The organism is Streptomyces sp. NBC_00510 (genome assembly GCA_036013505.1).
GTDB lineage: Bacteria > Actinomycetota > Actinomycetes > Streptomycetales > Streptomycetaceae > Actinacidiphila.
In genome coordinates this window covers 273,907-294,811 of sequence record CP107851.1, presented here as the reverse complement: position 1 = coordinate 294,811, position 20,905 = coordinate 273,907, and the positions used below count along the sequence as shown (strand labels likewise).

The following is a 20,905-nucleotide window of genomic DNA, read 5'->3' as shown; positions in this document are numbered from 1 at the left end:
GGTCGTGCCGTGCGCCGACGGGACACAGACTCGTGGCGCCGCCCAGCGGAGTCGACGGGTTTCCCGTTGCCCACCGCCTGCCGGACCGGGAAACCGGGGGCGAGGTGGGGGAACGGGGCGGGGGAGGCAACGTCCGCTGAGCAGCCCGGCGGACGGAATGCCGATGTCCGCACCCCCGCGGAGCGAGCCGAGCGTGCCGAGCCGGCTCGTGCCGTCCTGAACGCCTGGAACGGCTACGCCCCCACCCCCGTCGAGCAGGACGACCTGGACGCCGAACTCGACCGCCGCCTCGCCCAGGCCAAGGCCGCCCGGTGAACCAGACCGGGCCCGTCGCCATGGTCGCCGCCGGCCATGGCAACATCCTCGCTTCCCGCCTCATCCACCGCGCCCACGCCGAGGCTGGCCGGCACCCGTACGCACCCACCTGCGCCCTGGTCGAAGCCGACCGCACGCCCCGCCACCGCACAGCACATCGCAGCCCTGCTCGGCAGCACCGCCCCGGCCCAGTGGGCCGGCCAGCCCGTCAGGACCCTCGACCTCACCTGACCCGGTGGCCGGCGAGGAGACGGAGCGGCCTGCGGTCCCGATTGTCGGAGTGGCGGCCAGGGACACGCGGGGTGATCGTGACGGCCGAGACGACCGACGTGACCACCACCACGTCCACGAGAATCGGCACGTTCATCACGCGTGACGTACACCTTGCATTCCGTGCCCGTCCGGTAGACCACGACGGCCACCGTGGCTGTGTCACGGAGGTTGCGCTCGTCTTTGTCGTCGTCGGCCCAGTCGTGGTCCCGAGGACACCGTCCGTGACGTGATTCACCGCTTCAACGCGATCGGGCTCACATGCCTCAAGCCTCAGTGGGCGGGAGGCCGTCCCCGCCTGCTGAGCAGTGACGACGAGGACCTCGTCATCCAGACGGCCATCACCCGCCCCACCATGCTGGGCGAACCCTTCACCCGCTGGTCGATCCGCAAACTGGTCGATCACCTGTGCCGGAACATCGCCAGGCCCGTCCGGATCGGCCGGGAGGCCCTGCGCTCGTTATTGGCACGTCGCGGGATCTCCTTCCCGGACGAAGAGCTGGAAGGAGTCCCCGGATCCGGCCGTCGACGCAAAGCTGAAACGGATCGAGTACGCAGTCAACGAGCGCCCGGACTGCACGTTCGCCTTCGACGAGTTCGGGCCACTGGGCATCCGCCCCACCGCCGCCGGCTCCCGCTGGGCGGAACAGAACCGCCCCGACCGACTGCCCACCACCTACCACCGCACCCACGGCATCACCATCCACGGCTGCTACTCGGTCGGCGACGACAAGCTGTGGGGGATCAACCGGCGCCGCAAGGGAATCGACCACACCTGGGAAGCCCTGCGGCCAATGGACTGTTCGGCTGGCTGCGCAGCTGAACCCGCCGGGACGAGCCGGCGCGAGGCGACTGCTCCGAATGCTGACAGGATCCTGAGGCATTCCGGGCGGGGAAGGCGGATGGGGGAGCGCGGTGGCGCTGGTGGCGTCGGTCATCCGGCCAGCCAAGCCGCCCGTGGCCGGCGGACAGGTCCTCGGAACTGTTGACCAGGGGCAGAGCGGGGGATCGGACGCCACCAGTGGGAGCCGATCGCGCGATGGTGCTGCAGCAGACGGGTGGACAGCAAGCGTAGGGCAGACCTGGACACGTCGACGCCCGATGGGTAGACAAGCATGCGAAGCTTCTGGTGGAGACGGTTTTCTTGGTCAAAAGCCCGTCTACCAGGCGCTTCACCACATTGTCAGCCCAACCACCCTGGCCTTCCGGCAGGTTGGACGGAGCTCATGTGCGTCCCCGCCCTCCTGGTCAACACCCGTTCGCTCCCGGTAAAGGTCTATAGACCCGTGAATGCTTCAGACCCGCACGTCAACGCCTTCGCCGAGATCTTCGGCGATCCGCCGGCCGACTACGCCGTACCTGTCGACTGGGCGGCAGTCGAGTCCTGGTTGGGGACGCGCCTGCCCACCGACTACAAGGCCATCGCCGCCGCGTACGGCCCACTCGACATCGGCGCCTGGCTCTGGCTTCACATGCCATGCGTCAATCTCGGTTGGTTCGACTATGGGGCCTGGGTCCAGCAGGCTCGACGTGACGCCCCCGGTGTCCTTCCCTTCGGCGCCACCCGGACTGCCGACACCCTCTACTGGGACACCACAGCATCCGACGACCCCGACCAGTGGCCGGTCGTCATGCACTGTCAGGACGACGAGAACGCGGGCCGCGACCCCTGGCGGCGCTTCGCGACCCCGCTCGTGCCGACGCTGGCCCGGCTCGTGGCCGACGGCATGCGCCCGGTGGCCACCCGAAGTGGCATGCAAACCGACCTGGAGCGCACCGCGTGGACACCGCCGCCTCGGCGACCGGCGCCAACCGCTCGGCAGCGGGCGGCACTCACCACAGGCAGCGGGCTGGAGACTTTGATCGCACTCGTCCCGCCGCCGACAATACCCGCGCTCGGTAGGCACAACTGGGACTGGCTGTACGAACGGCTGGGTACACCTCTGCCCGGCGAGTACGTACGTCTGATGGAGCGGTACGGGGCCGGTTCCTGGTGCGGCTGGCTGCGCTTCAACATCCCCTTCGGCGAGGGCCAGTACGCGCTCGCACCGTGGGCCGAGTGGTACGCGGAGACCTACCAGGGGCAGCGAGCCGAGTTTCCTGAGTATCATCCCCTGGCTGTCTATCCCGAGCCCGGGGGATTCCTGCCCTTCGCCGACTCCATTGACGGCGATCAACTGTGCTGGCTGACCGAAGGTGCCACGCCGGACGACTGGCCATTGATCGTTGTACCGCGCCATGCCGACCAAGGCCCACCGCTCGACATCGACCTCACCAAGACCCTGCTGGAGTGGCTGCGCGGCCGGTTCGCGACCGAGGGCCTGCCCCCGCTCGGACGCCGCGACGAGGACCCCCTCGACTACATCGAATTCGAGCCCCACGACGCAGAACCAGCCGCTGATGACCAATGATTCAGCGCCGCATCGGTCGAGTGCGAGGGAGGTAGCCGACTCCATCGGCCCAACCCACCCTGCCGGTGCCGGGTTGGGTGGCGTGACCTGTGAGGATGAGTGAGCGGCTGGCGCCTGCAGCTGGTGTGGATGGCAGCACGAGGGAGTATTTGGAGTGTCGCAGCGGGGGTCCGGTGGCCTGGTCGAGCGGATGGACCGGCACCAGGTCGTCATCTACCTAGCGGCGATGGCTGCCGGTGGCTCGCTGGGCCGGCCGGCACCCACCACCGGCCCCGGGGCTGGAGCATGCCATCAACCCGGTGCTCGGCGCGCTGCTGTTCGTGACCGCCCTCCAGGTCCCCGCCGCCGAACTACCGTGCTCCCTACGGTACGGGCGCTTCCTGGCCGCGGCCTTGGTGGTGAACTTCGCTGTCGTGCCGCTGGTCGTCGCAGCCATGTTCACCTTTCTGCCTGCCGATCAAGCCGTACGGGTCGGTGTCGGTGGTGATGGTCTTGCCCGGGCCCGTGGCCGAGACCAGCCTCGCCCGCGCACCGCCCGCCGTGACTGGCGCCCGCCCCGGGAAATCCCACCCATCGGCGGATCCGCGCCTGTGCATCGAGCTGGTGCTCTCGAAGCTGCGCTTTCCGGCACGCCCGCTCCTTCTGCCGTCACGGCCGATGCCTCACCTACTGCCGCTTGGCCTGGGCCGCCGTTGCTGGGGCTGCTGGAACGGGTGGCGGGCCCATGGCGGGGTGTGGGATCGGGAACCGACGGCTCGTGAGGTGCGTCCGCCAAGTGACGGGTCGGCGGGGCCCTCTGTTTGCGGAGATGGAGAACATGTTCGTTGTGGTGCTGCTCGGCGTGCTGGCGCTCGTCGTCGGTGGATGCGTGTGCGTGGTGTGGGCGGAGCGCGGCGGGCCCCGCGGGGTCCGCGTCGTTGCGACCGTGACGCTTGCTGCGGGCGAGTTGCTTCGCCAATCGGACAGGAGCCGGCGCCGGAGCATGAGCCGGACGGGCGGCGACGGCGACTAGGAACCCGGGCGCGATGGCACCCGGTGCTGCGAGCACCGCTCGCTGCCGGCCGAGGCGGCGTTGTGACGGCAGGTGCGCCCGGAGCGCTCCTTGATGTCACGCAGCCAGGCGGCGAGTTGTGCTGCGCGGCGTGGAGTCCATCACCTGGTGCTCCCATTGCCTGGCCTCCGCCTGGTCCACTTACGGACGGTCCAAGGCCGGCGAACCGTTCGGCGCTGGGGGCGGCCGCTTACGCCGGTGGACTCAGCGTGTCATCCCGCGACGAGGTTGACTCGGTCGCTGCCGCTGCGCTCGCCGCAGGCGGCTCTGAGGCGGATGGCGCCGAGGACCACGGCTTCCTGTACTCGCGCAGCTTCTTCGACCTCGACGGCCACCCCTGGCAAGTCATGTGGATGGACCCGGCGGCGGCACAGCGGGGCCCCGAGGAGTTCGCGGCTCCCACGCAGAACGCCAACGCCCCCAACTGACCCGTCACCAACGTGTTCCGCGGTTCTGCGGTCGTCGGCCAGCCGTGGGCCCACAGTCGGCGACGGTCGCAGCGAAACGCCGACGCGGCACCGGCTCGCGCATATGCGTGTTCGAGATGGACCCAGGCCCATGTGAGCTTCGATGCAGACTGGAGCGCCACTTCAGCCCGTACGTGCCAGCATGTCGCGCATGATCAGGGCGGCGGATGCCGGAGCGGCCTTGACGAAACCGAAGAACGGCCCGAAATCCTGCGCCGCGGAGAAGCCGGTGAGATACAGCCCAGGAACGGTGCTCTGGAGGGCTTCGTCCAGCACTGGAGAGCCATTTCGCATCTTGATGCGTTCCACCAGGTCCGCCAGGAACGGGACGCGGGCCAGTTCGGCCGCGTATCCAGTGGCGAAGATCACCTGATCCACGGTCAAGGACTGAGTGTTCGACATCGTGATCCGCACCGGCCCGCCGTCCGCTGTCGGCTCCGCCAGGACCACTGCGGTTTCCGGCCAGATCCGGACGTCGGCCGCATCGAGCCGCGCCGGCAGCCACGGCTCCAGCGTGCCGCGGCCGGCCTCCCAACATCGCGCCAGGATTGCTTCCCGTACGGGAACCGGCAAGCGGCGCCACCATCCGGAACCCCGCATCGTGGCCTCGAGGTAGTCGTCAAAGAACGTCCAACTCACCGACGCGAAACGGGGCATGGGATGGCGGTGCACCACATCGACGCGAGCCGCACCGTGTTCACCGATCAGAGCCGCCCACTCATACGCACTCTGTCGGCCCCCGACGATGAGCACACGCTGTCCGGACAGGGCATCGAAGCGGACCAGGTCACAGCTGTGGGACGCGCGGCCGGACGGGATCGAGCCGCCCCAATCGGGTAGTCGGGTGAAGTAGCTGATACCCGGCGCGGCGACCACGACATCGGCGCGTATCCGCCCGCCGCTGTCGAGCTCTGCGTGAAACGTGCCGTCCCGGTGGGTGAGGCGCGTGACCAGGTCCTGCCTCAGGGTGATGCCTTTGGCGCGGCGGAACCAGTCGGCATACTCACGAAAGAGCTCCACGGGAATCGGATCAACCTCTTTGGGCGAGAGGGCCCGTTCCCGCAGATAGGCCTCCAGGGTGTAGACGCCGGTGGCGTCCAGATGCCAGTCGATGCCCGAACGCAGCAGCATTCCCTGCGGCATGTGCTCGGACCAGAACCCCATCGGCCGTCCGACCACGACCGCATCCACGCCTCGGTCACCGGCGAGCGCGGCCGCCGACAGCGCAAACGGCCCCCCGCCGATGATGAGCATCGGCACCGACGTGGAATCCTGCATCGTCGTCTCAGGGCTCCGTTCATTCGTCACTCGGGCCACACCGGCGGCCTCTTCTCCAGGAAGGATGCAATGCCTTCGCGAGCTGCCGGGGTCTGAGAGGCATCAGCCATGACCTCGCAAGCGATCTCATAAGCGTCGGATTCGGGACGGTCCAGCTGTGCGTAGAGGGTTCGCTTCCCCAGCGCCTTGCTGGCCGCGCTGCCACGACTGGCCCGGGCGAGGAGTTCCTCGACCGCCTCGTCCAGTTCGCCGTCGGGGACCACTCGATTGACCAGTCCCCACTCCAGGGCGGTACGGGAACCGATCACCTCGCCGGTGAGGGCCATCTCCATGAGTCGCTTGCGTCCGATGGAGCGGGCCACCGGCACGGCAGGCGTGTGGCAGAACCAACCCCCCTTGCCGCCGGGAAGTGCAAATCCGGCAGACTCACTCGCCACCGCCAGGTCACACGATGCCACGAGCTGACAACCTGCGGCCGTGGCCAAACCATGCACTCTGGCCACCACCACTTGCGGTGCGGACTGAAGAAGCCGCATGACGTCCGTACACAGATGCAGCAACTCCCGAATGCCCTTGGCGTCCTGTGCGAGCACGTCGGAGAAGTCATGCCCGGCGCTGAAAACCGGTCCATTCGCCGCCAGAACAACCCCTACCGCCGGCGAGCCCGCCACCTCGGTCAGTGCCTTCTGCAACTCGCGAAGCAGCTCCCAGCTCAAGGCATTTCGGCGTTCAGGCCGATTCAGGGTGATCCAGACGGAATCCCCTTGACTGGCCATGACGAGATTCTCATATGCGGCCACAAGATAATTTTATCGTAGATTCTGGCGATCTATCCCGAATGGGCGAGGCGTGGCCGAGTCGGCTCGGGACAGCGCCACATCGCGGACTCCGTCCACATTGGAGTTCCCCCTCCGGGCTGGACAGTCTGATACTGAGACGCAAGGTGGCTGCGTCCTCGGAAGTGGTGAACGGGGTCCCACCCGAACTGGGTGGTTGCCCCGGCACCGGGTGTCGGGCGCGGCGGCGCGACGCGAGAACGCCACACCCATTCCAGCCGTACCGCCGGTCACAACGATCACCTTCGACTGCAGCCCTGACATGCTTCCCACTTCCCTTACCGATCATTACAGAATGACCCTCCGTCGCGCCCAGAAGGTGAGGTCACCCGAGGCGCGCGGAGGGTGTGATCGAACCTAGCATTTGGAATGACCGATCGTTCCAGATTGGATGAGAAGCCCCGTGCCTGCGCGTCGGTGAAGGGGTGCAGGGTGGGGCGCGTCAATCCAGGGAGCACCGTCAGCTGTACCCCGGTGATCATGCTGCGCGTAGACGCCCGTCGGCGAGCCGGCCTGTCACTCGACGAGGACAAGGCCAAGCGTCTGGAGTCATGGCGAGCCATGCTCGAGACGCAAGGCGCGGTCGTCCACTCTGACCCGGACACGGCAGACGGCTTCTCCTACATACCTCGTGGGCCGGGTGACAAGGACATCATCCGCAAGCCTCCGACGAAGACCACCCAGCGGCGTAACGCAGACGAGCGCGCCTAACGCTGCCGGTACCAAAGCGGCCAACGCGGCCCAGGAGCGGTGCAGTCCCTGGCGACGGCAGCGCGCTGTATCGGCCACCAACGTGGCCGGCTCACCGGCTGACTCGCGCTGGGCATTGGGCCTCAGCCCGACCGCACGTTCATCACGCGTGGACGTACACCTTGCATTCCGTGCCCGTCCGGTGGACCACGACGGCCAAGGCGTCTGTGTCACGGAGGTAGCTCTCGTCCTTGTCCTTGTCGGCCCGGCCGTGGTCCCGCGCGAAGACCTGGGCACCAGCGATGTCGGTCTTCTGTGAGGAGGCTTTATGCAGTCCGCTGCCGGATACGAACCCCGGCCGCGGAACAGGGCATCCGCGTCACCGCCGCCATCGGGTACTCGTCGTCCGCAGACCACGCGCAATACCCGACGACCTCGCCGACGCCGGCACATCGAGGCCGAAGTCACGATACGCATGAGGCGCACTCACATCGGTGTGCGTGCCCGGGAAGGCGTCCGGGAAGTGCTGCTTTGGTTCCTCGCCGCACGCGGCGACCGCCGACAACGGCAGCAGACCAAGAACCAGGCCCGCGGCTGTACACCCGATGGCACGGATGTTCACCTCCCCCCCGGTCGAGTACGAGTAGGAGCCCCCGATGTTGAAGCCCTGGGCGAAGCCGTCGCGGACGCCGTGCGGGCCGGCCACCTGTGAGTTCTTCCACTATGGCCGCCGCCGGCACCTGCATGACCGGCTTCCTGAAAGCGTGTCTGCTGCGGGTTGCAGGATAAAGCAGGTCGGCACCGGGATGTTCACCGAGGTCTGACCTCAGCACCGGCACGCCCTCTCACCCGGCCTCGGTCTGTTCCGGCTCGGATTGACCCCTATCTGAATGGCATCGCCTTCACGGGCCGCCGCGCCAGTCCTCGTCCCTGCTGAAGGCCCCTCAGGTCACGTCGTCTCACCGTCGAAGCGGTCGTCGGTGTCCGGCTGCGCAGGCAGGGCCTGGCTGGCGGACACTGGTTCCACCTCGCCGATGTCCTGCGGTGTGAGGTCGAGGTCGGAGATCTCGTGGTCGCCGGGTTCTGCTTCCTGTTTTCGGGCCTTGCGCCGGTCGTTGAGAAGGGAAAAGACAACGGCGGCGAAATAGAGCACCCAGATCGGCGCGGCCAGCGCCAGCATGGTCAGCGGGTCCGTGCTCGGCGTCGCCACAGCCGAAAAGGCCGTGATTCCCATGATCATGCCGCGCCACCAGCCGATTATCCGCCGTCCGGACAGCACTCCGGTGAGGTTCAGCATCACTAGCAGCAGCGGCATCTCGAAGGAGAGGCCGAAGACGACGACCATGCGGGTGACGAGGTCGAGCAGATCGTCCAGCGGCAGCAGGTTGTCCACCCCGTGCGGGGTGAAGCCGATCAATACCTTCGCGGTCGTGGGCAGCACCTTGTAGGCGAAGAAGGCGCCGCCGTAGAACAGCGGGACGCCCGCGCCGACGAATGCGTAAGCGTATCTCCGCTCGTGCTTGTGCAGGCCGGGGGCAACGAACGCCCACAGCTGGTACAGCCATACCGGCGAGGCCAGTACGACGCCGGCCATGAGGGACACCTTCAGCGTCAGGGTGAAGGGCGCGAGCAGACCATTGATCGTGATCCGCGCGCAGGTGGTGTTTGCGGTCCGCTTGGCCAGATCGGCGAAGGACGTCGGGCAGCCGACCGAGTCCAGTACCGGCCTGGTGGAGAAGTTCACGATGCCCTTGTAGTGGAAGGCCGCGGCGATCGTGACGACCAGGATGGCAAGGAGGGCCTTGACGAGCCGGTTACGGATCTCACGAAGGTGCTCCGCGAGCGGCATCCGCCGCTCGGGATCCTTTTCCTTGTTGCGGGCCGATTGGGGCACGCCACGTCCTCATCTCGTGCGGCGGACCGGAGATTACCGGCCCTGCGTCAGTACGGCTCGCCGTGGCGCCGGTTGCGGCCGGTGGCGCGTCCGGGAGGCGGTTGTCCGGGTCGGCACCACTTACCGTGGTCGCTGCTTCGGCCCGGGCGCCGGGCGAAACCGCGGACAGTGATGCGGGCGGCCCGGCAGCGCGAGAGGTGAGCGGGCCGGCAGGTCTTCGGGCAGCGTCTCGTGCGGGGATGTGCCGAGGGCGCGCACGACCGGGCTCAGTCTCAGCGGCTGGTCGTGCTGTCCGCTGGCGCGGTGCGGGAGGTGGCGCTGTCTTCGGGAGCGTCCGGGATCGTTCCCGTTCCCGGTCCCGGTCCCGGTGCAGGTGCAGGTGCAGGTGCAGGCTCGGGGCGTGGCTCGTTTGAGGCGCCGTCGTCGTTCATGGCCTTGGTCTCGCTCTTGAGAATCCGCATGGACTTGCCGAGCGCCCGGGCCGTGTCGGGTAGTTTCTTCGAGCCGAAGATCAAAACCAGCACCGCGACCAGGATCAGCAGGTGCCAGGGTTCCAGCGCGTTGCGGAACATCGTCACACCGCCCCTTCGAACGTGTCGGCCTTCGTGCCTGTCTCGGCGATCCGTGCCGCTTGTTCGTGCGAGGCGGTGGTGGGGACGGGGGCGTCCGCGGCGCATCGTGTCGTGCTGCCCCGACCATGGCCCCGGCGCTCTGCGGGCGCGCTCAGGGCCTCGGCCGCTGCCCGAGGAAGAGTCCGGCTCGCGACCGGGTCTTGCGGGAGGTAGACGTCGCGGGAGGCACGCACCTTCGGCCGTGGACGACGGCCCGCTGCCGCGGGCGGGCGCGTCCGGCACGGTTGCCCGTCCGCCGATGGGGCGAAGCGTTCCCCTTCCGGCTCTGCACCGACGGGTGGCTGGCACTCGTCGTCGCAGAAGGCGATCCGCAGGAGGTGGCCGGGCAGGCCGGCGTCCGTGCCCGCGCCCGCGGTCTCGTGCGCGGGCGCCTGGGAGGAGGTTTCCCGGTGCACTGGGCACGGTGGTTTCACCGGTGTCCGCCGCCCGTGCCATCGGGAGATTCCCACGGCGTCGTCCAGCCAGGCCTTGCAAGCGAATTCGTCGCCCGTCGCCGCCGCAACCGCAGGGAGCCGGACCGGAGGCGGGCTTGTGGCCAGGCGCAGTTCGCCGCCTGTGACCTGCATGGCCACCTGCGCCGGCTGCCCGGCCCGCGGAGTGTGCGGGGGCATTTGGGCCGGTTGGAGGCCCGGCTGCTGCTCCTGGGAGCAACCGCGTTCGGGCACCCGGAACAGCGGGTGCGTCTTCGCGTTCGGCCACGGTGGGTTCATCGGCTTTGACTGGCGTGATCGTTCCTGTTGCCGACTGGCGCGATGTTCACGCGTGGCGGTCGGGCGGGGCAGTCGGGGCGAGTGGAGTCGGCTGGCTGCTGCGGGGGCGTGCCGGGTGTCGATGTCCTTGCGGGTCATGTGTCCTTCTTCCTTCTCGGGTGGGTGTCGGTTCAGGTTCCGGGGCGTCCGGCGGCGGTCCAGGCGGCGTACTCCTGGCGGACGTAGAAGCGGGGGTTGGGGGTGGGCGTGGTCGCGTCGGGGTGGTGTGGGCCGGCTACGAGGTCGGGATGGCGGTGGTCGTGCAGGAGGAGTTGTGCGGCGGTTTCTGCGGCTGCTGCGAGAGGGCCGGGGCGGGGGTCGTTCAGGGCGATTCGGTCCATGAGGGCGGCTCGGCGTAGGAGCCGGGCCCGTTCGGCGGCGGTCGCGTTGAGCGGGGGGCCGGTGACGGGTCGTGCCCCGCGGCCGTCGCGTTCGGCCTCGAGAGCGAGTACGTGGTGTATCTCGCGGTGCAGATCGGGCGCATTGGTGTACGCCTCGCGCGCAGGCGGGGCGCCGATGTCCTCATGGCTGTTCGGGGTGAGGTCCATGGTCACCACTGCGCCGGTACGCAAGGGCCGGCGCCGCAGCGTCGAGACGGCACCCTGTCGTAGTGGGGGTGGCCGTGGTCGAGGGCCGGTGGATGTGCCGCGGACCGCAGGGGAACCTGGGCCGGGTCTGGGCGGCCGTCGGTGGGGCGGGGCTCCTGGGTCGGAGAGGCCCATGTGCGGGGTGCTCGGGTGACCCGGTGTCGCAGCTCGCGCGGAATGTCCGGGCCGGTCATACCGGGCACCTCAGGCAGGCGCGGACCTCGCGGCCGCTGCGTGTTTGGTGGACTTCGGTGGACTGGGCGAGGTTTTGGACGATGCCGGTGCCGCGGCCGTGTTCGTCGGGGGCGATGTCGCGGCGGGGGCGCTTTACGGTCGTGCCGGAGTCGGTGACCACGATGTGAAGAGTGCCGTGGTCGAGGACGAGCATCAGGGTCATGCGCTCGCGGCCGTACTGGGCGGCGTTGGTGGCGAGTTCGTCGACGATGAGAACGGCAGAGTCCCGCTCGCTTGTGGGCACGCTCCAGGACTCGAGCAGATCGGCCGCGAAGTGACGAGCGGCGGAGACGTGCGCCTCCTGCGCGGGCAGGGTGAGCAACGCCTGGCGGCGGCAGGGTTGGTCGAGCAGCGAGCTCGGGCGGGGGGAATCGGTCACAAACATGGTCTTCTGGCTCTTCCGTGGAGGTGCGGAGCTCGGAACGGGGGAGACCGCCGGCAACGTCGGGGCGGTCGGTGGGCCGGTCCTCAAATGGGCGCGCTCATTGAGTTCCACGTACGGCGCATGCCCATCGGTTCGAGCCATTCGCTCCTTTTGCGCGATTTCTTGCAGGTTGCATTGGTACGGCGGCCTGGCTGGACCCATGCGCCGGTGTCGGAGCTTGATCGATGCCGTATCCGGCCGGGCAGGACACCGGTGGCTCCCTCCCCCTCGCTCGATCGTCGGTGCACTTACGCATCGAGCCGGCCCAGGACCGGGCCGGTTCGCGGGAGTCGACAGTGAGGGTGCCCGGCTCCCGAGAGGTCCCTTCTGCCCGTGGTGGCCGGTCCGCCGCTGTCGGAGCCGTGTGATGGGAGGGGGCCGCAGTCCCGCGCCCGGGCCGTTGAACTGCGCCGGGAGGTGCCGGCCCGTGGTGGCCGGCCCACTGCTGCCGAGGCCGTGTGACGGGAGGGGGCCGCAGCCTGGCGACCGGGTCGTTGAACTGCCTCGGTGCCGGCACTGTCTCCCCGATGGCAGGTGGTGCGGGCGTGGCGGCGGCACGGAGTGATGGTGGCGGTCGTCGATGCTTCAGGGTCGAATGGTGACCAGTTTGTGGCCGTTGCCTGCGAGCATCTCGAAGTGGTCGATGGTTCCCGGGGGCATGGCGACCGCGCCTGGGATGGTGGTGCCGGGTGGGTACTGGCCCGCGCGCCAGGTGGCGCTGTCCGTTCTGGTGCCGTCGGGCCCGACCGCCTGGAGTCGGCAGGTGGTTCCGGCGGGGGCGCCTTTGGCGGAGACCTTGAGGACGCTGCCCCAGGCAGAGGGGTAAACCTTCACTGTGGCCGAGACGCCGGTGGCGGGATCGCTTGCGGAGAACGTGCGCCAGGCGGCCGGTGCGGTCGGCCCGGGCGGCGTCGCCTGACTGCTGAGGGATCCGATGGCCGCCAGCCATGTGCCGCCGGCCGCTGCTGCGATGAACGTCAGGCAGGCGGCGGCGCCGGCCAGTTGCAGACGCCAGGTCCTGCGGCGTCGGGCTGCGGCCTGTCCCAGGAGCCTGTCCAGGGCACCCGTCTGTGGTGCCGGCGTGGCCGGCGCCGCAGGCCGCGCGGGCGAAGGGCCGAGCGTGTTTTTGGCTGCCCGTGCCACCAGTCGGTCGGCCGGTTCCCCGTCCGCGGCCGGCGCGGTGCGGCCCGCGGCTTCGGCCGCGGTCACCGTCGCCAGCAGCGCGGGCAGTCCCGACAGCCGGATGTGTTCGGCCTGGCACTCGTCGCATTGCGTGAGGTGGACGCGCACCTGTTCCCTTTCTGCCGGGGGCAGTGTGCTCAGGACGTATCCCCCCAGCGCCAGCCGGAGGGCGTGGTGCTTGGCACTCATGGGCGCCACCTCCTGCACGCCACGGTCATGGCTCGAGCCCCCGCTCCCGGAGCGCCGGTCGCAGGGCGTGCAGGGCGGGGTACGTCCGCGGGTTCACGTGCAGGGCGGGGTACGTCCGCGGGTTCACGGTGCCCGGCGCGATGCCCGGCACCCGTGCGGCCTTCACCATGGTCCGGCCCCGGTAGTGGGTCTTCGGCGGCACCGCGCGGTGGTCCGGGGCCGGTGTCGGCACGGCGTCGGCAATCACCCGGGTGCCGTCTCGGCGGCTTGCTCCGGTACGTCGCGGTCGGCCTCGGCAGGCCTGGCCCGCCGGGCCCGGTGGGCGTCGATGACCGGATGCCGGGCGAGGGCGCACGGCCGTGCCCGGGCCGGGCCGCGTGCGGGATCGAATGCGGCGGGATGCTGCCACGCCCGCGGCGGCGTCTGCTGCACCACGTCCTCCGCCCATTGCCGATCTCCTGAGGTCGCTCGCAGCACGTAGGGAAACAGGGGCCCTGCGTGCTCCGCGTACGGGAGTGCGCAGCGGTTCCTCCTCTGCGGTCGAAAGAGTCCCTTTACCAAATACACGGCGCGCGGAGCGATCCGGATGGGTCTTTGGGTCACGTTTTCGGAACTCCGGGACGTAAGTCGATTGGCGCGTACATGTACAGCTTTTTTCTGTAACGCACGGAGAGGCGCGGGCAGCACTGTGTGAGTGCCACGGGAGCCGCGGGCAGCACTGTGTGAGTGCCGCGGGGGGTGTGCCGGTGGCTGGTCCCGCGACGTCACCGGGATCCTTCGTGCACAGCGCCCGGGCGGGCCGACCGGTCTGCGGCGATGCCAAGACTTCACCAAAGTGCATGGATGTCGAACCGTATGGCCCTCGCCGTCCGTGGAGCCGGGCAGAAGCCGACTTTCCCGCAGTTCCTCATCGATTCCCCACGTGCCAAAGGACGGATCGCAGGCGACCGAGACGCACCACGCGGCGCATGCGTTCCCGGCGCCGGCCACGCTCGCCGTGCCCTCGTACATCGAAGCCGGCGCCACCGCGTGGCCTCGGCCCGTACCCGGCGCACACCACGGCGACGGCTCTGCTCGGCGCCGGCCGCGTGCAGCGGTCGAAACAGGCCGTGAACACGGCATCCACCACACATCCCCGCGGTTGTCTGCGCCCCTGCCGTCGCAGCCACGTCTCCGCCCGACCAGTCAGGAACCACCACCATGCATCTGAACTTCCGCACACCGGGCCGGCGATCACGCGTTGCGGCCGGGCTGGCCGTCGCCACCGTCGGCGCGCTCGGGCTCCTCAGCTCATGCGCTCAGTCGCCGCACTCCTCGTCCTCCGGAGCCGGCGTCCTCACACCCGGTCCGGGCCAGCACCGAACGGTCGGGATGCCCGGTGCCACAGGGCCGGGGAACGCGGCGGGCACCCCTCCCGGCGCCTCGCCGATGCCCAGCATGAGCATGCCCACGAGTCACTCGAGCGCGGGCGGGCCGGCCGCGCCGGTGACCGGGAACGCCGTTGCCATCAAGAACTTCGCATTCTCCCCGGCCACGTTGAAGGTGAAGGTGGGTACGACGGTGACCTGGACCAACCAGGACACCGACGACCACACCGTCACCAGTGCCGCAACGGGCGGCCCGTTGCAGTCCGCCGCCCTGGCCACCCACGCCACCTACAGCTACACGTTCACCAAACCCGGCACCTACGCCTACCTCTGCACCATCCATCCGTTCATGACCGCCACCGTGGAGGTGACCCGATGACCGACTCCTACGACAGTCACGACGCAGCGCCGGACCACGACACAGGCCGGTCCGATACGGAACACGGTATGACGCGTCGCCAACTCATCCGCCACGCAGGGTGGTTCGGTGGCGCGGTGGTACTGACCGTGGCCGGTGGAGAGGTGATCAGCCACATCGCCGACGCCCGGGCCACCAACGCCGACGCCCGGGCCACCAACGCCGACGCCCGGGCCACCAACGCCGGGGCCAGTGCCGCCTCCGCCGCCGCGGGAAGCGGCACGCTGCGGTTCGTGCAGGTCTCCGACAGCCACATCGGGTTCCAGGGGCCTGCGAACACGGACGTGGCCGGATCGTTCACCGAAGCGATCAACCAGGTCAACTCGCCTCGATTCAGGCCCGACTTCGTCATGCACAGCGGCGATCTGACCCACCTGTCCACGACCGGACAGTTCGACCAGGTCAAGCAGATGATGGCCGGAATGAAGACAGACCGTGTCTTCACCGTACCGGGCGAGCACGACTCCATCGGCGATGCGGGCCGCGCCTACCGGCGGACCTTCGGCATGGGCACGCTCGGCGACGGCTGGTACAGCTTCGACACCCACGGCGTGCACTTCATCGCCCTGGTCAACACCCTGAGCCTGGAGAAGCTCGGCCACCTCGGCAACGAGCAGATCGACTTCGTCCGCAAGGACGTCGCCGGACTGTCGTCGGACACCCCCATCGTGGTCTTCAGCCACATCCCGCTGTTCGCGATGTACCCGCAGTGGGGCTGGAGCACCGACGACGCCCTCAAGGTCATCGCCGTCCTGCGCCGCTTTTCCTCCGTTACCTGTCTCAACGGGCACGTCCACCAGCTGTTCACCAAGACAGAGGGCAACATCACCTTCCACTCCGCCACCACCACCGCCTACCCCCTGCCCAAGCCGGGCCGTGCCCCCGCGCCCACCCCGCAGGTCGTCCCCGCCCGGCAGCTCAAGGACGCACTGGGCATCCGCAGCGTCGGCTACCGGCAAGGCGACCGCGAACTGGCCATCAAGGATCAGAGGCTGGCATGAACACCCGAAGACTGCTCATCCCCGTCTTTCGGTGGGCGACTGCCGCAACCCTCGCCGCCGGCGGATACATCCACGCCCAGCTCTACCTCGACGAGTACCGCTTCATCCACCTCATCGGCCCCCTGTTCCTCCTCCAGGCCGGCGCTTCCTTCGCCCTCGCCGCCCTGCTCCTGTGGGGGACGCCACCCCTGCTGCTGAGGGCTGCCGCGGCAGGCGTCGCGCTCGGGGCCCTCGGCGGTTTCGTCGCCTCGCGCACCGTCGGAGTGTTCGGATTCACCGAGCGCGGTCTGCAGCCCGCACCACAGGCCCTCCTCAGCCTCCTCGCCGAAACCGGAACGCTGCTGCTCCTTGTGACCTGGCAGATGACGGTGGCCACGCAACACCGTGCTGCCCGACCACCCCTTATGCCACCGATCCGGAACCGGGCCACCACCGGCACACCACCGGACTGAACCACCACGGCGGAGCCCGCCGTCCACGCCACCTGCCACTCTTCCCGGTACCAAAGGGGTATCTCCCATGCACCTGGAACCACGCCCAGGAATCGCCTGGCCGAGTCCGCACCTGCGTGAACTGAGGGACGCTGTGCGCATCCTGCTCGGCCTGGACGACGACACCGCCGTCATGATCCGCCAATTCGGCTGTGGTGAACTCGGCTGCCCGCTGTGGGAAACCGTCGTCGAGGTGCTGCCCATGGACGGCGGGGTCCACCGCTGGACACTCCACCGCCCCGCCGACGAGATCACCGAGCACGACCTGGCCACCGCTTTTGGGTCGGCTCCGGCCGAGCCGGGACGACGGCGTCGGTGATGTCCTGCCGGCCGTGCGCGGTCGCGGGGCATGCCCAGGACCCGGCGCGCAGAGGCCGGGTTCTCCAAGGGGCCTCGATGCGTGGGGGTGGGCAGCAACAATCCGTGCCGGCTTGGGTGGCGGGCCGGGTCAGGGTCCGCAGCCGGGTGAAGGCGGCCGCCAGGTCGTGACGCCACGTCGTGGCGCCAGGGCCAGGTGGCGGCCCACCAGCACGCCGCTGGCGCCCGCAAAAAGGGGAAGCCCGAGGGGACGAATCCCGCAAACTGGCGGATCTGGAACGCTCGACGGCGCGGCAGGCCCTCGGCCGGTCCCGAGGTGGGCTGACCACCAAAGTCCATCTCGCGGTGGATGGTCGCGGCCTGCCACTGTCGCTTGTGCTCACCCCAGGGAACGTCAACGACTCCACCGTCTTCGAGCAGGTGCTGGAGGTCATCCGGATCCTTCGGGTCGGGCGCGGACGGTCCCGCACCCGTCCCCGACCGGGTGATCCCCGACAAGGCGTATTCGTCCCGCGCGATCCGTGCGTGGTGCCGACGGCACCGTGTTGCAGTGACGATCCCCGAGCGTGCTGACCAGGTGGTCAATCGGCTCCGACGCGGCTCAGGCGGCGGACGCCCGTCCGCGTTCGACACCGAGACTTACAAGCGCCGCAACGTCGTCGAACGCTGCTTGAATCGCTTGAAGCAGTTCCGCGCGGTAGCCACCCGCTTCGACAAGCTTGCCAACCCCTATCGCGCCGGCCTCTGTCTCGCCGCACTCATCCTCTGGCTCCGCGAGCCCGCCCAATGATCATTTGTCAGACAGACCCTGGGGGCAGCCGGCCAGGCCTCTGCGTGCCGTGGCCGAAGACCACGCCGTCCTTCGCCCCCGTCCTCACCGGTCACGTCATCGACGTCGTGACCCGTGAGCCCGCTTCCCGGACGAGCCTGCCCGATATGGCACGTTTCGCATCTTCGGCCACACACCGGTCCGACGTGCTGCGCCTTGTCACCCGGTCGGCTCCCCAGCGTGGACACAGCCGTCGCGTCGCACAGGACCGGAAGGCACCGCCAAAGGCCGGGCCTTCCGGGTACGTGCAAGGCCCGGAACCGCCAACCGCGTCGACGCCGCACACATCCCCCTGCGTGCCTGGCCTTGGTGGGATACGAGAGCTGATGGCGGACCAATCACCGCCGGCCACGAGGTACGAGGTGGGGCGAGGTCTCACGCGGAGATGGTGAGAAGCTTCTGGCCGTTGTCGGCGTAGATGGCGAAGTGACTGATCTCTCCCGGGGACATGGGTACCGACCCGGAAATCCTGGCGCCGCCCGGGTACGTGACGGCCTGCCAGGTGGCGGCGGTCGCTGTGGTGCCCGTGACCCCGACCGCTTGCAGGCTGCACGTGATCCCGGGGGGTTCTCCCTTGGCGGAGACCTGCAGGGCACTGCCCCAGGCGGCGGGCGAGACCTTCACCGAGGCGGACACGCCTGTGGTGGGATCGGTTCCGGAAAAAGTGCGGACCGGGGCCGGTGACGTCGGTGCAGGCTGCGCCACCTGGCTGCCGGTGGAGGCGATGGTGGCCAGCCACGTGCCGCCCGATGCTGCCGCCGCGATGAGCGTGGTGGCCGTGGCGACCCCGACCAGCTGCCTTCGCCAGACGGTACGACGTCGGGACGCGGCCTGCTGGAGCAACCGGTCGAGCCGGCCTCGTTCGGTTCGCCCCGGGGTGGCCGGTACGGCAGCGGTTGCAGGCTGCGGCTGTGCGCTTGCGGCGGCCCGCTGTACGAGCCGATCGGCCAGTTCCTCGCTTGCCGCGGGCGCGGCCTCGGCTACGGCCTCGGCCTCGGCCTCGGCCTCGGCCACGCTGACCGTCGCGAGCAGCGCGGGCAATCCCGCCAGCTCGGCATGCTCGGCGCGGCACTCGTCACATTCCGCGAGGTGCGCGCGCACCTGCTCCGTCTCCGCCGGGGACAGCGTTTCCAGCACGTACCCGCCCAGGGAGAACCGGACGGCGTCATGGCCGCCATTCATGGTCCGCACCTCCTCCATGCCGCCGTCACGGCTCGATACCCCGTTCCTGCAGCGCCAGCCGCAGCGCCTTCAAGGCGTAGTACGTCCGCGACTTCACGGTGCCCACCGGAAGGTCGAGCACCTTCGCCGCCTCGACCATCGTCCGGCCCCTGTAGTACGTCTCCAGCAGCACGGCCCGGTGCTCGGGGGACAGGGTCCGGATGGCGTCGGCCACCGCCCAGCTTTGCAGCGCCTGCTCGATCTCGTCTTCCCCGGCCGTTTGCTCCACGACCTGTTCCAGCGCCTCGCCATCGACCTCGGTCGGCCTGGCACGGCGGGCCCGGTGGGCGTCGACGACCAGATGCCGCGCAACCGTACACAGCCACGCCCGGGCCGGACCGCGTTCGGGGTCGAACGCCGCGGGATGCTGCCAGGCCCGCAGCAGTGTCTCCTGCACCACATCCTCGGCCCATTGCCAGTCTCCCGAGGTCAATCGCAGGACGAAGTGGAACAGCGGCCCGGCATGCTCGGCGTACAGCGTGCGGAGCAGTTCCTCGTCCGCGTAGGAAATGGTCCCCCGCTCGGAGACGCGATTTCCGGGGCGATCCGGCTGACGCGTCGGATCGCGCTTCGGAAGACTCCACGGCATAAGACAATGATCCCATATCGTGCAAATCTTCAAAATTCTACAAAAGGTGCTTACGTGCTGAACCGTGCGGCCCCGGCACCCGTGAAACCCGACAAGCACCGATAAGCACCGATCCCCGGGATCCCCTCTCCCGTCCCACAAGGAGTGAGCCGAGATGACCGAGAAGATTCCGCCGCCCCTCGGGGCCTCCCGCACCGTGCGGCCCATGCGCATGCGATACGACCTCGTGCTACGGCTCCACGACGCGCTTGACGAGCACGGCGGATCTGCCGCCCGCGTCCTACCGGGCCCCCTTGTCATCACGCACAGCGGCTACGCCGCCGCAACCGACACGCCGGCGTCCGGCTACCGACGCACGCCACGTCCGCCGCGCTCGGCAACGCCGTCGGCCTAATGCGACACACCCCCTCTGCGATGTTCGGACCCTGTGCGCCACCGGACAGGCCGTGATGGAAAGCCAGGACACCAAGTCCGGACTCCGCCGGGGCTGCCTGCCAGCCCCCGACGGGATTCTGTTGTGCGAGGGATCAAGGGGCCATCCTTTTCAGGCCTGGGTCCCGCCACCACCAAGCAGCGAGCGGCGCCTTGTGGGCGCGGAGTTCCGGGTGTGCTCCCGCGTGCCGGTACTGGACCCGTGTTTGGCCCAGTTGCAGCATCAGGTACCGCTCGATCGCGCAGAGGCGGGCCTGGTCAGTGGGGAGGTCGTCGTTGCATCAGGTAGAGCCGAAAGGGCTCCTGCCACCGCCCCCGGCGGTGGCAGGAGCCCTTTCGCTTGTGCCGGCGACCAGCTCAGCTCGCCATCTCGTGACCGCCGACTGCATGCCGGTCGTGCCCCACTGTGCCGTCTTGGCTGGCCGAGCCTGTCCCGGGGCACGTCTGCGGATCGTCGGCGCGGGCCTTCGTGCGGGCTGCCGGCGAGTCTCGGTTTGCGGTGAGTTGCTCTCGCGCCCGACCTCGACGCGCCGATGAGGGTCCGCCTCGGTGTTGGCCAATCTTGCACTGTTCGGAAAATCGTTCGAACCTCTAGCCTCCTGGTTCGTTGGCAGGTGCACATCGAGAAAGAGAGGCCATGCGTATCCGATCCCGTGCCCTCAGTGTCTTCGCGGCCGCCACGCTGGCAGCTGCCGGACTCACCGCAGCGGTCAGCACGTCGGCCAGTGCCGCCGCAACGTCCTGCCTTGGCACCGCCAAGGGCTACAACAGCGACCCCACCTACAACTACTGGCCTGAGGGCACCACCTCCTGGGCCGTCACCACGTCCAGCTGCAACGACATCAACGTCAAGCCCAACAACGGCGTCTACGTGCAAACTTGCTTCAACCCCAGCAACGGCAACTACTACTGCAACAGCAAGCGCTGGATAGCTGCCGGCACCTGGGGACTGGCGGCAACCGACGTCCTGGACAACACCTCGTTCTACCTGCAGTTTGACCGGCCCAGCTCGGGCCGGGTCGCCTACTGA

General features: G+C 69.0%; 23 protein-coding genes and 5 pseudogenes. 15 read left to right on the top strand and 13 right to left on the bottom strand.

The genetic code is table 11. The annotated features are described in order from the left end of the window. Window positions 1–66: 66 nt before the first annotated feature. Together OG937_01385 and OG937_01380 are read left to right on the top strand one after the other, a co-directional pair. The gene (locus OG937_01385; GenBank protein ID WUD70456.1) at window positions 67–315 is read left to right on the top strand and encodes a hypothetical protein; all 249 of its coding nucleotides are present in this window, start codon (window positions 67–69) and stop codon (window positions 313–315) included. 20 nt (window positions 316–335) lie between these two features. Next, window positions 336–546: pseudogene (locus OG937_01380) on the top strand (hypothetical protein). On the opposite strand, the gene OG937_01375 reads toward OG937_01380, so the two are convergent. Further along, window positions 539–682, bottom strand: coding sequence for a hypothetical protein (locus OG937_01375; GenBank protein ID WUD70455.1), 144 nt, complete (start codon window positions 680–682; stop codon window positions 539–541). The pseudogene OG937_01380 and the gene OG937_01375 overlap by 8 nt on opposite strands. A 60-nt stretch (window positions 683–742) precedes the next feature. On the opposite strand from OG937_01375, the pseudogene OG937_01370 reads away from it, so the two are divergent. Continuing rightward, window positions 743–1,382: pseudogene (locus OG937_01370) on the top strand (helix-turn-helix domain-containing protein). Window positions 1,383–1,597: 215 nt separating this feature from the next. Here OG937_01370 and OG937_01365 read toward each other — a convergent pair. Beyond that, window positions 1,598–1,702, bottom strand: a pseudogene (locus OG937_01365) (IS5/IS1182 family transposase). A 169-nt stretch (window positions 1,703–1,871) separates the two neighbouring features. Here OG937_01365 and OG937_01360 point away from each other — a divergent pair. From OG937_01360 to OG937_01345, 4 genes and pseudogenes are all read left to right on the top strand, one after another. Then, window positions 1,872–2,996 (top strand): SMI1/KNR4 family protein, encoded by a 1,125-nt coding sequence (locus OG937_01360; protein WUD70454.1) that lies wholly within the window; start codon window positions 1,872–1,874, stop codon window positions 2,994–2,996. 190 nt (window positions 2,997–3,186) lie between these two features. Then, a pseudogene (locus OG937_01355) lies at window positions 3,187–3,491 on the top strand (arsenic resistance protein). A gap of 313 nt (window positions 3,492–3,804) precedes the next feature. Continuing rightward, a complete protein-coding gene (locus tag OG937_01350; GenBank protein WUD70453.1) occupies window positions 3,805–4,008 on the top strand; it encodes a hypothetical protein in 204 nt (67 codons plus the stop codon). A 248-nt stretch (window positions 4,009–4,256) separates the two neighbouring features. Beyond that, complete coding sequence (locus tag OG937_01345) at window positions 4,257–4,475, top strand: hypothetical protein (protein ID WUD79089.1); 219 nt, start codon at window positions 4,257–4,259, stop codon at window positions 4,473–4,475. Between the two features lie 162 nt (window positions 4,476–4,637). Here OG937_01345 and OG937_01340 read toward each other — a convergent pair whose 3' ends face one another. Further along, a complete protein-coding gene (locus tag OG937_01340) occupies window positions 4,638–5,792 on the bottom strand; it encodes an NAD(P)-binding domain-containing protein (protein ID WUD70452.1) in 1,155 nt (384 codons plus the stop codon). Between the two features lie 26 nt (window positions 5,793–5,818). Continuing rightward, window positions 5,819–6,592 (bottom strand): enoyl-CoA hydratase-related protein, encoded by a 774-nt coding sequence (locus OG937_01335; GenBank protein WUD70451.1) that lies wholly within the window; start codon window positions 6,590–6,592, stop codon window positions 5,819–5,821. 516 nt (window positions 6,593–7,108) lie between these two features. On the opposite strand from OG937_01335, the gene OG937_01330 reads away from it, so the two are divergent. Both OG937_01330 and OG937_01325 read left to right on the top strand, forming a co-directional pair. Continuing rightward, entirely contained in the window at window positions 7,109–7,339 is a 231-nt protein-coding gene (locus OG937_01330) for a hypothetical protein (protein ID WUD70450.1), read from the top strand. Between the two features lie 635 nt (window positions 7,340–7,974). Then, window positions 7,975–8,142: a hypothetical protein gene (locus OG937_01325; GenBank protein ID WUD70449.1), complete on the top strand. Its 168-nt coding sequence runs from the start codon at window positions 7,975–7,977 to the stop codon at window positions 8,140–8,142. A gap of 125 nt (window positions 8,143–8,267) precedes the next feature. Here OG937_01325 and tatC read toward each other — a convergent pair whose 3' ends face one another. The 7 genes from tatC to OG937_01290 all read right to left on the bottom strand — a co-directional run bounded on the left by tatC (window position 8,268) and on the right by OG937_01290 (window position 14,220). Further along, a complete protein-coding gene (tatC, locus tag OG937_01320; protein ID WUD70448.1) occupies window positions 8,268–9,212 on the bottom strand; it encodes a twin-arginine translocase subunit TatC in 945 nt (314 codons plus the stop codon). 272 nt (window positions 9,213–9,484) lie between these two features. Beyond that, on the bottom strand, window positions 9,485–9,784 hold the full coding sequence (gene tatA, locus OG937_01315; protein ID WUD78594.1) for a Sec-independent protein translocase subunit TatA: 300 nt from the start codon (window positions 9,782–9,784) through the stop codon (window positions 9,485–9,487). Window positions 9,785–10,724: 940 nt separating this feature from the next. Continuing rightward, entirely contained in the window at window positions 10,725–11,141 is a 417-nt protein-coding gene (locus OG937_01310) for a hypothetical protein (GenBank protein WUD70447.1), read from the bottom strand. A 229-nt stretch (window positions 11,142–11,370) separates the two neighbouring features. Beyond that, window positions 11,371–11,799 (bottom strand): ATP-binding protein, encoded by a 429-nt coding sequence (locus OG937_01305; protein WUD70446.1) that lies wholly within the window; start codon window positions 11,797–11,799, stop codon window positions 11,371–11,373. 624 nt (window positions 11,800–12,423) lie between these two features. After that, window positions 12,424–13,209: a zf-HC2 domain-containing protein gene (locus OG937_01300; GenBank protein WUD70445.1), complete on the bottom strand. Its 786-nt coding sequence runs from the start codon at window positions 13,207–13,209 to the stop codon at window positions 12,424–12,426. A 25-nt stretch (window positions 13,210–13,234) separates the two neighbouring features. After that, a complete protein-coding gene (locus tag OG937_01295; protein ID WUD70444.1) occupies window positions 13,235–13,441 on the bottom strand; it encodes a hypothetical protein in 207 nt (68 codons plus the stop codon). A gap of 11 nt (window positions 13,442–13,452) precedes the next feature. Further along, on the bottom strand, window positions 13,453–14,220 hold the full coding sequence (locus tag OG937_01290; protein WUD70443.1) for a hypothetical protein: 768 nt from the start codon (window positions 14,218–14,220) through the stop codon (window positions 13,453–13,455). Window positions 14,221–14,646: 426 nt separating this feature from the next. Between OG937_01290 and OG937_01285 the strand changes: the two genes are divergently transcribed. The 5 genes and pseudogenes from OG937_01285 to OG937_01265 all read left to right on the top strand — a co-directional run bounded on the left by OG937_01285 (window position 14,647) and on the right by OG937_01265 (window position 17,591). Further along, complete coding sequence (locus tag OG937_01285) at window positions 14,647–14,955, top strand: cupredoxin domain-containing protein (GenBank protein ID WUD70442.1); 309 nt, start codon at window positions 14,647–14,649, stop codon at window positions 14,953–14,955. 68 nt (window positions 14,956–15,023) lie between these two features. Continuing rightward, on the top strand, window positions 15,024–15,995 hold the full coding sequence (locus OG937_01280) for a metallophosphoesterase (GenBank protein WUD70441.1): 972 nt from the start codon (window positions 15,024–15,026) through the stop codon (window positions 15,993–15,995). After that, the gene (locus tag OG937_01275; GenBank protein WUD70440.1) at window positions 15,992–16,447 is read left to right on the top strand and encodes a hypothetical protein; all 456 of its coding nucleotides are present in this window, start codon (window positions 15,992–15,994) and stop codon (window positions 16,445–16,447) included. Before OG937_01280 ends, OG937_01275 begins: the two co-directional genes overlap by 4 nt. 67 nt (window positions 16,448–16,514) lie before the next feature. Further along, window positions 16,515–16,805: a hypothetical protein gene (locus tag OG937_01270; GenBank protein WUD70439.1), complete on the top strand. Its 291-nt coding sequence runs from the start codon at window positions 16,515–16,517 to the stop codon at window positions 16,803–16,805. Window positions 16,806–17,006: 201 nt separating this feature from the next. Continuing rightward, a pseudogene (locus OG937_01265) lies at window positions 17,007–17,591 on the top strand (IS5 family transposase). A gap of 417 nt (window positions 17,592–18,008) precedes the next feature. On the opposite strand, the gene OG937_01260 reads toward OG937_01265, so the two are convergent. Further along, window positions 18,009–18,815, bottom strand: a complete 807-nt coding sequence (locus OG937_01260; protein WUD70438.1) for a zf-HC2 domain-containing protein — start codon at window positions 18,813–18,815, stop codon at window positions 18,009–18,011. A gap of 25 nt (window positions 18,816–18,840) precedes the next feature. Next, a complete protein-coding gene (locus tag OG937_01255; protein WUD70437.1) occupies window positions 18,841–19,443 on the bottom strand; it encodes a sigma-70 family RNA polymerase sigma factor in 603 nt (200 codons plus the stop codon). 1,069 nt (window positions 19,444–20,512) lie between these two features. Between OG937_01255 and OG937_01250 the strand changes: the two genes are divergently transcribed. Then, entirely contained in the window at window positions 20,513–20,905 is a 393-nt protein-coding gene (locus tag OG937_01250) for a hypothetical protein (GenBank protein WUD70436.1), read from the top strand.